This window comes from Amycolatopsis sp. TRM77291, from assembly GCF_054166285.1.
Genome location: NZ_JBSZHF010000001.1, coordinates 5,486,281 through 5,498,391 on the forward strand (window position 1 = coordinate 5,486,281; position 12,111 = coordinate 5,498,391).

At 62.5% G+C, this 12,111-nt stretch carries 8 protein-coding genes and 1 pseudogene; 5 read left to right on the forward strand and 4 right to left on the reverse strand.

Annotated features, from left to right (window positions below):
* The first annotated feature begins 277 nt into the window (after positions 1 to 277).
* On the forward strand, positions 278 to 1,087 hold the full coding sequence (locus tag ACXIZN_RS25355) for a VOC family protein (protein ID WP_457957241.1): 810 nt from the start codon (positions 278 to 280) through the stop codon (positions 1,085 to 1,087).
* 283 nt (positions 1,088 to 1,370) lie between these two features.
* Here ACXIZN_RS25355 and ACXIZN_RS25360 read toward each other — a convergent pair whose 3' ends face one another.
* The gene (locus ACXIZN_RS25360; protein ID WP_457957242.1) at positions 1,371 to 2,138 is read right to left on the reverse strand and encodes a hypothetical protein; all 768 of its coding nucleotides are present in this window, start codon (positions 2,136 to 2,138) and stop codon (positions 1,371 to 1,373) included.
* Positions 2,139 to 2,188: 50 nt separating this feature from the next.
* Here ACXIZN_RS25360 and ACXIZN_RS25365 point away from each other — a divergent pair, with 50 nt between their 5' ends.
* Positions 2,189 to 2,407: a hypothetical protein gene (locus ACXIZN_RS25365; protein WP_457957243.1), complete on the forward strand. Its 219-nt coding sequence runs from the start codon at positions 2,189 to 2,191 to the stop codon at positions 2,405 to 2,407.
* Positions 2,408 to 2,487: 80 nt separating this feature from the next.
* Positions 2,488 to 3,246 (forward strand): annotated as a pseudogene (locus tag ACXIZN_RS25370) (IS256 family transposase).
* A gap of 148 nt (positions 3,247 to 3,394) precedes the next feature.
* On the opposite strand, the gene ACXIZN_RS25375 reads toward ACXIZN_RS25370, so the two are convergent.
* Positions 3,395 to 4,858, reverse strand: coding sequence for an LCP family protein (locus tag ACXIZN_RS25375; RefSeq protein WP_457957244.1), 1,464 nt, complete (start codon positions 4,856 to 4,858; stop codon positions 3,395 to 3,397).
* A gap of 438 nt (positions 4,859 to 5,296) precedes the next feature.
* Between ACXIZN_RS25375 and ACXIZN_RS25380 the strand changes: the two genes are divergently transcribed.
* Positions 5,297 to 5,569, forward strand: a complete 273-nt coding sequence (locus ACXIZN_RS25380) for a hypothetical protein (protein WP_457957245.1) — start codon at positions 5,297 to 5,299, stop codon at positions 5,567 to 5,569.
* A 342-nt stretch (positions 5,570 to 5,911) separates the two neighbouring features.
* Here ACXIZN_RS25380 and ACXIZN_RS25385 read toward each other — a convergent pair whose 3' ends face one another.
* Together ACXIZN_RS25385 and ACXIZN_RS25390 are read right to left on the reverse strand one after the other, a co-directional pair.
* Positions 5,912 to 7,087: a cation:proton antiporter gene (locus ACXIZN_RS25385; protein ID WP_457957246.1), complete on the reverse strand. Its 1,176-nt coding sequence runs from the start codon at positions 7,085 to 7,087 to the stop codon at positions 5,912 to 5,914.
* 298 nt (positions 7,088 to 7,385) lie between these two features.
* Positions 7,386 to 8,597, reverse strand: a complete 1,212-nt coding sequence (locus ACXIZN_RS25390) for a multidrug effflux MFS transporter (protein WP_457957247.1) — start codon at positions 8,595 to 8,597, stop codon at positions 7,386 to 7,388.
* A gap of 1,110 nt (positions 8,598 to 9,707) precedes the next feature.
* On the opposite strand from ACXIZN_RS25390, the gene ACXIZN_RS25395 reads away from it, so the two are divergent.
* Positions 9,708 to 11,615: a primary-amine oxidase gene (locus ACXIZN_RS25395; protein ID WP_457957248.1), complete on the forward strand. Its 1,908-nt coding sequence runs from the start codon at positions 9,708 to 9,710 to the stop codon at positions 11,613 to 11,615.
* The last annotated feature ends 496 nt before the right edge of the window (positions 11,616 to 12,111 follow it).

Below are 12,111 nucleotides of genomic sequence, written 5' to 3' on the forward strand. Positions count from 1 at the left end.
GAGGGTGCCGTGCCATCAACGAGGGGAGGGACCCTCGGTCCAGAAACCCGGGTCCCTTTTGCAGCGTCGGCGAATCGCCGAATCCAGCCAGTAGGCGGGGTGACAACCGCCAGTTCGGGGGTAGCACCGACTATCCCCGAAGACCACATTGGGCAGCAGACCGACACACCACAGTGGAGGGCTGCCGCCACTTGCCGGCGCCATAGGACTGGGAGCGCAGGGTCTTCTGCCTCGACCGACACCTGCCTGGGAACGCCTAGAGAGGTTGCGACTACCAATGCGAACACCTTTTCCGCTGGGAACTCCGTGTTGGGTCGAGATTTCGACGAGCGACCTGACGGCCACAATGCGGTTCTATCACGCGATATTCGGTTGGCAGTACAAACTTCACTACGACAACTACAGCGCAGAATACGTGACAGCAATAGCCAACGGCGTTCCCGTCGCCGGACTACGCCGCCACCCAGCCCTTGCCATCCACTGGAACGTATACTTCTCGACGCCGGACATGACTTCAACTCTCACCACGGCCGGCCAACTCGGCGCACAGATCACTGAAAGAGAGCATATAGTCCCAGGCGTCGGCAGCAAGTCACTAGTCGATGCACCTAACGCCGCGTCAGTGGGTGTTTGCGAGCCGAGTACCGACTGGGATTTCCAGGCCGGTGAACCGTCTTCCTTGCTGTGGGCGGAGTACGTCACACGCCAGCCACATCACGCGAACCGGTTCCTCGGCAGCCTCTTCGAGTTCACACAGAAGCAGTTCGACTACGGCAACCAAATCAAGTACCGTGTTTTCTACGCCTCAGAAAACTCGGTTTTCGCGACCGTAGGAATGGAACCAAACACACCACGACAGGTCCGGCCTCGCTGGATCACGCATTTCGGCATCCCGTCAGACCGCACCTTCACTGAAACCATCCGAGTCGCGCGCTCTCACGGAGGTCGTCTTCGGTTCAGGCCGTACGGCTCTCCCCTAGGCCGCGTCGCCGTTCTCTCAGACCCCCTTGGAACAAGGTTTGCCATCATGGATCCCGTCGCAGCCATGGACACACGGGAGGACGAGGGCGGGGACGTGGACGACTGACTGCGCAACCTCGGCTGGTCCTCCACCACGTAGGCTCAACGTGGCGAACCTATTGATCCTCGACGGACCGCCCATGACGGCTCGCTGTCCGCGCATGCGACCCGAAAGAAGACCGCGACCGTAGGCGCGTGAGACTCGACCGATGTCGCCGGGATCCGGGACCGGCTCGGCGCGGTCAAGCCACGACACGGCCTCCGAGTCATCCACGCGACCGGAGATTCGACGCTTGCTCACCGAACTCATACTGCGTGTCACCGACACCGCCGTACACATCTGGGCCTGGTCACTCTTCCGTCATCGACAACACCAGGCTCGAGGCTACCCACTCTCCGAACTGCCATTCTAGCACAAGGCGCACTCCCCTTGTCTCACTCTTGCACAGGATGTCCAATAAGGACCGATCCTCGGTGTCGGGCTTTGTGCTGCGGGTGAAAGCCTCATGGTCGTCGCCTTCCATCGTGCCTGCCCTGCACCGGTCCAGCATGACAGCAACGACATGACGGAAGGGAGAACGGACGTGTTCGGCATCAGTCTGGAGCACCTGTTCATCTTGTTGGTCGCCGGACTGTTCATCCTCGGTCCCGAACGACTGCCTGAAGCCGTACGAAGGCTGCCCCAGGCTGTCCACAAGGCACGACAGTTGGCCGCCGACGCTCAGGACACAATGCGAGCCGAGCTCGAACCCGAACTCCAGAAGCTTCGCGAACCGCTGCAGGACCTGCGCTCCCTCGATCCGACAACTGCGGTCGGCCGGTATCTGCTCGATGATCAGCGTGCTGAGCCGTACGTACCCGCTAGTTCGGCCACGGCTGCGTCCGGCATGGCCCGCGCACGTGGCATCGAGGCACCGCTCGCTCCGGGGGAACGACTGTCGTTCGACCCGGATGCCACTGAGGCGAACTGGGACTGTGAAACGCTCGGTGTAGCTCCCGATCATGGAAGTGCACCTGATGGCCGACATGATGTCCGGCGTGAAGAACGCTGAGGACTCAAAGTCCAGACGGGTGTGGATGGCCTGGACGACCAGCTCGTCGAGCAGTTTGTACGCCACGCCAAGGTTGGTGGTTTGAAGCTGACTGGCGAGGCGATGTGTTGCTGCAGATGACCAACCGGTTGCTGGAGTCCACGCTGGACGGCGAGATCATTGATCACTTGGGCTGCGACAAGCACGACCCAGCCGGCCGCGGGACCGGCAGCTTGTGCCACGGCACCCGCTCCAAGACTGTGCTGACCGACGTGGGCCCGGTGCAGGTCGACGTGCCCATGACCGGGACGCAAGCTTTGAGCCGAAGATGGTCGCGAAGCGGCAGAAACGTCTGACCGGGTCGATGAGATGGCGTTTTCTCTGGCTGCCAAGGGATTGACGACCGGTGAGATCTCCGTGCACCTGGCGGAGATTCATGGTGTCGCGGCAGACGATCTCCACCATTACTGACAGGGTCGTCGAGGGCACGGTCGAGTCGCCGAACCGGCCACTGGACTCGGTGTATCCGGTGATCTTCATTGACGCGATCCACGTGAAGATCCGCGACGGGCAGGTCGCCAACCGGCCGATCTACGTCGCGTTGGCGATGACCTGCGAGGGCTGCCGCGACATTCTCGGGTTGTGGGCGGGCGACGGAGGCGAGGGTGCCAAGTACTGGCTGCATGTGCTCACCGAGTTGAAGAACCGGAGCGTGGCCGACGTGCTCATGCTCGTCTGCGACGGTCTTACCGGACTGCCGGATGCGATCACCACGGTTCGGCCGCAGGCGATCACCCAGACCTATGTTGTTCACCTGCTGCGCAACAGTTTCCGCTATGCCGGGTGCCTGGCACTGGACGCGATCGCCGAGGCCCCCAAGCCGGTCTACACCCGCGCCAACCGAGACCGCCGCGCGCGAGCCGTTCGCTGAGTTCGCAAAGACGTGGTGCGCCAGCTATACCCGGCCATCGTTCGGTTGTGGGACAACGCCTGGGCCGAGTTCGTGTCTTTCCTCGCGTTCGATCCGGAGTTCCGCCGGGTGATCTGCTCTACCATGGCCCTCGAGAGCCTCAACGCCCGCATCCGCCGTGCCGTGAAGGCCCGCGGCCACTTCCCGAACGAGCAAGCTGCGCTCAAGTGCGTCTACATGGCGATCATGAGCCTCGACCCGACCGGCACCGGCCGCAAACGTTAGACCATGCGCTGGAAACCCGCCTTGAACGCGTTCGAGATCGCCTTCGACGGCCGCCTCGCCGCCGAAGGCAATAAATTTCCTTCAACCCCGAGTTACACCGTTCGGTTGACAGACCCGAGGAACCCGGTATTCGGCCGGACGCCATTGGTCAGTTCACGCAGGGGATGCCGCCGCCGTCGATGACACCTACCTGAGGGCTGGGCGCGGGCGGGGTAGGTGCGAACGACCGTGCAGGGGCCGCGGGTGTGCCAGGTGGGGTGTCGGCGCCGTGGGGACCGAGTGAGGGTGGAAGGGTAAATCCGGTGCCCAGGGTGACCTGGACGTTTCCCTTCGGAACGCGAGGGTCGGCCGTGACCGGCACATTGCCCAGTAGCTCGGAAGCCGCGGCGGCGGCGGCGGCCTTCGCGCCGGGCCCGTAGGCGATCGAGGAAGCGGACGCAGTGGTAACGCCGAGTTCGCCGGTGCGGAATCCATAGGGTGCCAGCGCCTGCGCTACTGTCGCGGCCAGCCGGTTGGTGCCGGTGGCGTTGCGGACATCGAGGGTGGCCGACGCCTGGATTCGCGAGGGTTCCCGTGGCGGGGGCGCGAAATCGAACGCGGTCCGCACAGCAGCCCGGACCTGCTCGACGTCGACCTTGTTGACCTCCTGGCCGTTGACCTTCTGATATCCGGCGATCGGCAGGGTGGTGAAGTCCATGTTTCCGCCGGTGAGAGCCTGCGCCCGTTGCGCGAACGACAGGATGTCCCAGCCGGACGAGATCACGACGTCCTTCTTCGCCGTATCGATCAGGTCTTGGAGCCTGCTTAGGTCGGTGAAGGTTCCCGCGCTGCGCAGCTTGTGCCCGGCCGACGCGATGAACGCCTGTTGGCGGCGGGTCCGATCGAGATCGCCGTTGTCCAGACCATGCCGTTGCCGGACGAACGCCAGCGCCTGCGACCCGTTAAGAGTCTGTCGCCCGGCGGGGAAGTCCGCACCTGAGTAGCTGTCCTTCACCGGATGGTTCAGGCACACCTCGACTCCACCGAGCGCGGTGGCCAGGTCGTAGAAGCCTGCCAGATTGATCTCTGCGAACCGGTCGATGGGTACCTGCAGGAAGTTCCGCACTGTCTCGATGGTCTTCTTTCGCCCAGCCTCCCGGCCGCGGTGCTCCAGCTCGGCCTTGGCGGTGACGCCCTTCCCGGCCAGATCCCGCTCGGCGTAGAATTTCGCGAGCCCGTAAGCTTCCTTGATCTTCGCGTGGGTGTACCCGGGAATGCCCGACACCGCAACGTAGTCGTCGCGCGGAATCGACACCGCCGACACCTTGCCGCCATCGCCAGGTAGGTGCATCAGGATCAGTGTGTTGGTGTTGTAGCCGCCTTGGGTACCGTCCCCGGCGTGCAACTGGTCCAGGATTTCCTTCGGTAGCTGGTTGCCATCCTGGTCCTTGCGTGAGTCCAGCCCGATGAGCAGCACGTTCATACTCCCACCCGGCGAACGTGGCGCGTCGGCGCTGAGCGCGTCGGAAGTATTCAGTCCGTCAAACAGACCGTGCATCATCGTCGAGGCAATCCCCGTACCGACCAGCACGAGCGCGGACACCACGCCCACGACCACCCGCCGGGCGAGCACACCCGGATGGCTGCGGCGAGCCCGACGCACCGGCGCTATCCGCGATCGATGAGAATGTGATGCCACTGGTCGCGCCGGGCGACGGATCGGCCGAGACCTACGCCCGTGCTCCACGGAACCTCCCGTCGTCCAGCCGAGCATAGAGTCCGGCACAAAACGTAATCACACTATGGACGGATCATCCGCGCCGGGAGTTGTCCACACAATGCCGTGAGAGCGATCACAGTTCGCACTGAGGAAATACAGCGACGCCTCAACCTGCGCGGACTACCAGTATCATGCAGCGCCAGCCGGCCAGGCCATCGCGGCTCACGATGACCACGAGGTACGGCCGCAGCTCGTCGCGCGGCCCGCCACCGTCGCGGGACCGCGGCGAGAACCCGCGCGAACGCCAAGGACCGCTTCGGCCCCTTCGCGCCAGAGGTGTACCAGACTCCGATGGCCTACCCGTACCGCTGGCCGGCGGGGCCACAGAACTGCGCCGCCGAGGCGAGCGATGCCGCTCGTCGGCCTGATCGACCGTCAGGTCAGCGCTACCAACGTCACAGCGGCGCCGAATCGCTCCGACGCTGCCATGACAACGGCCTGCTCGTGCTCGTAACGAGCAGCTTCGGAAACGTGATTCGCTTCGTGCCTCCCCTGTCGATCTCCGACGACCTGATCCGAGAAGGGCTCGGAGTCCTCGGCGACGCCATCGCTGATGAATCCTGATCCACCCGGTGCTACAAGTCCGGCGTCCCCCTCGGCGTCGCGTCGATGTCCGATGTGGTTGTGACTCGCCGAACGCCGCGCGGTCGCGGGTGCCTTACTCCGCCGACTGACAATCAACACGCGTAGCGCATGAAAGTATTACATTATGCCTCGGGGTACTGCGATCGGCAAGGGTAGACCTAGAATTCCATCTCGCCGATTTGCGAAGAGCAGCAGTAGCGCGCCGAATCACCTATTCGGACGGAATCATGTTCAGTCTGTCATCGGCCCGACGACCAAACATTGTGGCGGAACATTCGATCGACCTGCCAGAATGATCTGCTAGCTGACAAGCTAAATCCGTCAGTTGCGATTGAGGAGGATGGAGGACCCAGCACCATGGATGATGACACTGGCTAGCACTGTAACGACCATGACGCTCAACGCTGTGTCGGCTGAATTTCCATCGAGGGAGTTGAAGGCGAGGAGACCAAAGACGATGGAGGCGGCGCCACGCGGGGCAAGCAAACTGAGCGTGAGGCGGTCTCGCCGTGGTAAGTCGGTCCGCACTAACGTCAACAGGACCGGAATCAACCGGGCGACGGTCAATGCGACGGCGCTGACGACGATCACGCCCCAATCGACGCCGAAGTCGAGCAAGAGCACCGCGGCGCTGCCGAACACGAACCACATCGTCAGGCCACACAACATGCTGACGTCCTCGGCAAGGCCGAGTTCGTCACCGGCGGGATGTCGCGCGGCCTTGTAGGCGATTCCACAGAGAAATGCCGCGACGAAACCATTGCCTCCGACGGCGACCGCTGTCCCGTAGGTCAGCAGCGGCACGACGATTGTCGCGACGCGGAGCGAATGAGCGGTGGACCAACCGTGGCGGCCCGCAATGTTCATCGCCATCGCGGCCAGCACGCCGACGACCAACCCGACCGCAACGGCCAGGAGCGCGGCCGGGACTGCACTCTTCAGCGCATCGATAGGTGTCTTCGCTTGATCGTGGCTCCCGGCGAGTATGAGCGCGAAGGCGAATATCGGCGCTACGATCCCATCATTGTATCCGCTCTCCACGTTGAGGACATGCCGGACACGTTCCGGAACCCGGACATCGCGTATAACCGAAGTGGCTGGAGCAAAATCAGTCGGCACAATGATACACGCGATGACTAGCACCGCCGCCCATCCTAGTCCTGGCAGCACAAGCTGGCCGACACCCATCGTGAACACGATGGTCAACGGCAGCGCGATGAAAAGAAGTCGGATAACAGTCCGACGGTCGTGCCCCAGGGGTCCACCCTTGACCGCAGTTGCGTCGACGAACAGCAGCAACGCGAGGATGAGCTCTGCGACATGCTGGGCGATCTCAGTATTGAGACTGGTCCCGAGCACATTGCGGGTACTGAATCCGATAGCCAGTCCCGCGACGACCATCGCCATCGGCGCACTGATCTGCCACCTCTCCAGCCGTGCCGCTGCCATCGCCCACAGCAGCACGACCAGCGCGGCGGCGATCACACTCTGGATCATCCCTCATCCCCGTCTCTCACTGCATCGCGAACCCAACCGTCCTAGCGTAGGGAATGAGCCGCGTGGACACCGTCCGAACCGCCGGCAGAGGGCCAGACGAACGATCGGATGCCCCGCCTGACAGGAAGCAGCATGGTTGGCTCATGCTCGAAGGTGCGATCACGCACGAATCTAGACTTACTTCCCTGAATTAAGATGAGGCGTCGCCTGACTATACACATAGACGTGGAATAGCGGCCTGGCTGCTAGAATACAGCCAGGCCCGCTGAGCAGATCAGTAATCTTCCCCTGCGATCAGTCAGCTCGCCGCTTCCGGCGCCGCCGCACTGGGTAAGCGCCCTTCTTGACCTGCCTTGTTGGCAAGTATGGCAAACGTGAGAGCGACTACTGCGCAGGTGAACAAGATTACCGCCCACCCTGCTGGCGTCGCAGCCGCCACAACTCCGGCAATAGCGGAGGCAGCAGCACCGAGTACGTGCTGAGCTGCGCCTATGACTGCAGCTGCACTTCCCGTGCCTTCGCCGACTGCGCTCATGCACATACTCATCAACGCCGGTTCACATGCGCCAAGCCCGAACAGGATCAGTGCCATTCCAACGACAACGACCCACAATGACAATGTTAGTTTGATCGCTGCGAATGCCAGGGCTCCCCCGGCGACCATCGCGATGATTCCTGCCCAAGCCAGCGTGGCCGACGCCAGCCCCAGCGGTTGCCTGCTGGCAACGAAAGCTCCAATGATGAGCGCCAGGCCGGTCGCGCCGAAAACCATGCCGAACACCGCGGCGTTCAGCCCATAGACATTCTGATAGACATAAGAGGCACCCCCAATATATGCAAACAGCACCATGAATACCGCAGACAAGGCCGCCAGCGGAGCAAGAAAGGCACGAGTACGCCCGAGTTCCACGTAGCCCGCCATGACATCCGCAACAGCGAATGGTACGCGCTTAGCGACTGGCAGCGACTCAGGCAGGAGGAATAGGGCACACAAAAGCACCAGCACGCCCAGAACAGCGAGCACTATGAACACGGTGCGCCAACCGAAGTGCAGTTCGACGACCCCGCCCACAGCCGGCGCGATCACTGGCGCCAATGCCATAACGGTGAGCAAGACCGCATACAGACGGGTCGCCTCCTCCCCTCGCGCTCGGTCACGGACTGAACTGTTGGCCACCACTACGGCTATCGCACCACCCAAGCCCTGCAGCAAGCGTGCTGCGACGAGTACCTCAATCGTCGGTGCCACAGCTGCTAACAGCGCACCCATGACAAACAGAGTCAACCCCGCGATCAGTGGACCACGACGCCCCACGGAATCGGTGATAGGTCCCGCGACAAGCTGCCCCACACCCAGCACCAACAGGTAGCCCGTGAGAGTCAGCTGGTTCACCCAGACCGGCGCAGCAAATTCCTGACTGATCGCCGGCAGGGAGGATAGATACATGTCGACAGCGAACGGCGCCAACCCTACGATGGCAGCCAGCGCAAATACGGCGGATCGCCGCACTGAAATAGACATTAGAGACTACAGCTTTCACAGAAATGAAAGACGCCCCAGACAGGGGATAGCAAGGTCAACCCTAACATTTCTGGTACGTGCGTACAAGTTCTGAGCGGGTGGCCTGCATAACACAGCCGGTCCCAGGTCAGACCGAACACACCCTCGAGCAGCAGACTAGCCGTCCCGCTCACCGTCAGCATCAGTGCAGTAACCCATCGTGTCAGACACCCTGCGGCACCACATCGGCGACAGCACCACAACCACTCGTCCACCTAGGTCGCACCACGGTTTACTGCACTGCCTGGACCCGCCTCAGGCAGCACAGGCTCTCACCCCACGCCACCGCCCTTGTCACTGTTGCCGTCGACGACACCAGCACCGTTCCCTTCTGGAATCACCGTCTCAGCCCCGCAGCCCTGCGTAGCTTCCCAAGCCCTCCTGCACACCCCCGCCCCCACACCGCCGTTTGGACCACCTCGCCCCACCGTCACACGAACCACCGTTGAACACCGGCACAACTGTGATTCTTGCCAACTCCACAGGACCGCAGCAGAGTGATTCGGAGGTGCCGGAACCGATGTCCCCAAGTTGACGAGTCGCCCAGGATCCAGCCGACGCCGACGCCAGAGCAACCTCACCCGAGCCTCTTGTGAGGAGCACCGCGCCCTTCGTGGTTCAGTCACCGGACCGTTCAGGTGTTCTTGACCGTCGTTCGTGGGATATTCCGGCGAGAGCTTCCGCGGCGGGAGGTCTCGCAGCATGGAGGGACGATGCAGACAACTCCGTTGACCGGCAATCAAGGACGCGGCGCATCTGGCGACGCGATGGGCACGTCCATCAATGCTTTCACAGCACGGTGAGGGACATGTTGGTCGAAGAAGGCGCCGCTGACATCGCAGGCTCCCGACTGATTGATCCGGGATCTCCGTCGGGTTCAGGCTGAGCTGATGGGAAGAGAGCCAGGCTCGCACTCCATCGACGTGGCCCTAAGCCACGGTACATCTTAGTCAATCTGGGCTGCTCACAGCCCGAGTCACAACCCGAGACGGTGAACTGCGAGCCGCGATGGAGCGGAACGACGTGTCGTAGCCGGATCGCGCTAGAAAGGAATTAAATATGTACGGCCATCTTTTCGACGCGCTCACGGCCGACGAAATCTCCACAGTCGCCGAGACAATCCGTGCGGTGGGAATCGGCGGCAAGCGGCCCGGCTTTGCAGCCATTTTCACCGACGAGCCCGACAAGGCGCTGTTGCGAGCAGGGAAAACTGTGTCCCGACGGGCACGCGCAATGGTGCTCGACCGGACCTCAGCGGCCACATACGACATCGTAGTCGACCTCGAGACCAAATCGGTTGCCTGGACGGCCCAGATCGCCGACGGCAGTGCACCTATGCTGGCTGAGGAGCTTGAGTTAGCCGCCGAACTCGCCAAGGCGGACCCTCGATACATCAAAGCCCTTGCCAAGCGAGGTATCAGCGATCTGAGCCTGGTTCAACTCGACCCACTAGGGGCTGGGAACCGGAGCGACCTCGACTTCGACGGTCGTCGGCTGTGGTGCTGCTTGTCCTACTACCGGCACTTCCCCGACGACAACGGATACGCGCACGTGATCGAGGGCGTCATCGCGATCGTCGACACCGTGCGGCGGGAGGTTGTCGCGATCGAAGATTACGGCGTCAAGCCTATGAATTCTACGTGCGACAACTACACGCCCGAACACAACCAGCCGTTGCGTGCCGACATCAAGCCACTAGAGATCACGCAGCCTCAGGGCGTAGGCTTCACGCTGGACGGCCCGGAGATGAGCTGGCAGAAGTGGCGCTTCCGGATCAACATGCATCCGCTCGAGGGCCTGGTGCTGCACGGAGTCGAGTATCGGGATGGCGATGAGTACCGCTCGGTCATACATCGCGGCTCGCTGTCTGAGATGCTGGTTCCCTACGGCGACCCGAACGGCGCGCACTACTGGCGCAGCGCCTTCGACGCCGGGGAATTCGGTCTTGGCAAGCTGGCCAACTCGCTCCTACTCGGGTGCGATTGTCTCGGCGAGATCGTCTATCTCGACGCCATCATGGCCGATGACGACGGGAACCCCACCGCCATCGAGAACGCAATCTGTATCCACGAGGAGGACGCCGGCATCCTGTGGAAGCACACCGACTGGGTCACCGGCAAGGTCGACGTCCGCCGCTCTCGCAAACTTGTGGTCAGTTTTATCGCCACCATTGGTAACTACCATTACGGATTCTACTGGAACTTTTTCCAAGACGGCCACATCGAGGTCGACACCAAGCTCCTCGGCGTGGTTCAGACCCGCTCGATCGAGGCCGGTGAGATCCCTGCGCACGCGACCCCGATCGCCGAGAATCTGGCAGCCACCTACCACCAGCATCTGTTCTCCTTCCGCCTCGACATGGAGGTGGACGGCTGGCAGAACTCCGTATACCAGAACGACGTTAGCGCGCCTCCGGTCAGCCCGTCCAACCCGAACGGCAACGCCATCGGACTCACCAAGACGCTGATCGCTCGCGAGCAGGACGGAGACGGGCTCACCAACCCCCAGACCGCCCGCAACTGGACAGTGGTCAACCCCAACAAAAGGAACAAATGGGGGATGCCGGTCGGCTACAAACTCCTGCCCGGTTGGGCTTCGGATACCCTCATCGCCCAAGAGCCATCCCTGATGGTGAAGCGGGCTGGATTCGCGACGAAGAACGTCTGGGTGACGCCATACTCCCCCACTGAGGTCCGCTCCGCCGGTGAACATCCCAATGCAGACCTGTCCGGGGCCGGCCTACCAGCTTGGACCGCGGCGAACCGCTCAGTCGAGAACACCGATATCGTGCTCTGGCACACAGTCGGCGTCACCCACATTCCCCGTTCGGAGGACTGGCCTGTCATGCCGACCGAGGTCGCCAGTTTCATGCTGGTCCCCACCAACTTCTTCGACCGCAATCCCGCACTCGACGTCCCCGCCAGCGAGCCGAGTCACGGTGCCGATTGCTCCACCTGCTCCCACTGATATGGGTGGTCGCCAAGGAAACAACCAGCCACACGACGTCGCATCCCCTCTGCCACACTCGTGCACCCGTTCCGGTTAGGTCGTGAGCAATCCCGTACCGCATCGATCTGCCAGCACCGTCCGGCCCGGGCAGGCTGTCGTCGCTTCACCGTGCACCGCGATCTCCCAGACCCCGACGCACTGATCAACGCGGCTGCGATGGCCCCGGTTCGGGCAATCGAGGACGCTGTGGTCGAGGCACCGATCGACCAGAGACCACCGGCGGAAGCCATGCGTGGAACATCTCTATGTCGACAACCGACTGATGTTCCTATTCAACGATCCACACTTCATGCATGACCACGGGGAGGGGGCGAGAAACCATAGAGCCACTGCTCGCTGGTGGGGAAGGCTTCCAGTAAGCACCCACCAGCGAGCAGTGGCTCTGCCGCGAGCGGCAGCCCTTGCTGGTGGACGCGATCTACGAGGTACGTTTCGACGAATCTCGGGTGTCTCA

Coding starts and splice junctions, on each gene's coding strand:
- ACXIZN_RS25355 (WP_457957241.1), top strand. CDS start 278: ATGCGAACACCTTTTCCGCTGGGAACTCCGTGTTGGGTCGAGATTTCG.
- ACXIZN_RS25395 (WP_457957248.1), top strand. CDS start 9,708: ATGTACGGCCATCTTTTCGACGCGCTCACGGCCGACGAAATCTCCACA.
- ACXIZN_RS25365 (WP_457957243.1), top strand. CDS start 2,189: ATGACCAACCGGTTGCTGGAGTCCACGCTGGACGGCGAGATCATTGAT.
- ACXIZN_RS25385 (WP_457957246.1), bottom strand. CDS start 7,087: ATGATCCAGAGTGTGATCGCCGCCGCGCTGGTCGTGCTGCTGTGGGCG.
- ACXIZN_RS25380 (WP_457957245.1), top strand. CDS start 5,297: ATGGCCTACCCGTACCGCTGGCCGGCGGGGCCACAGAACTGCGCCGCC.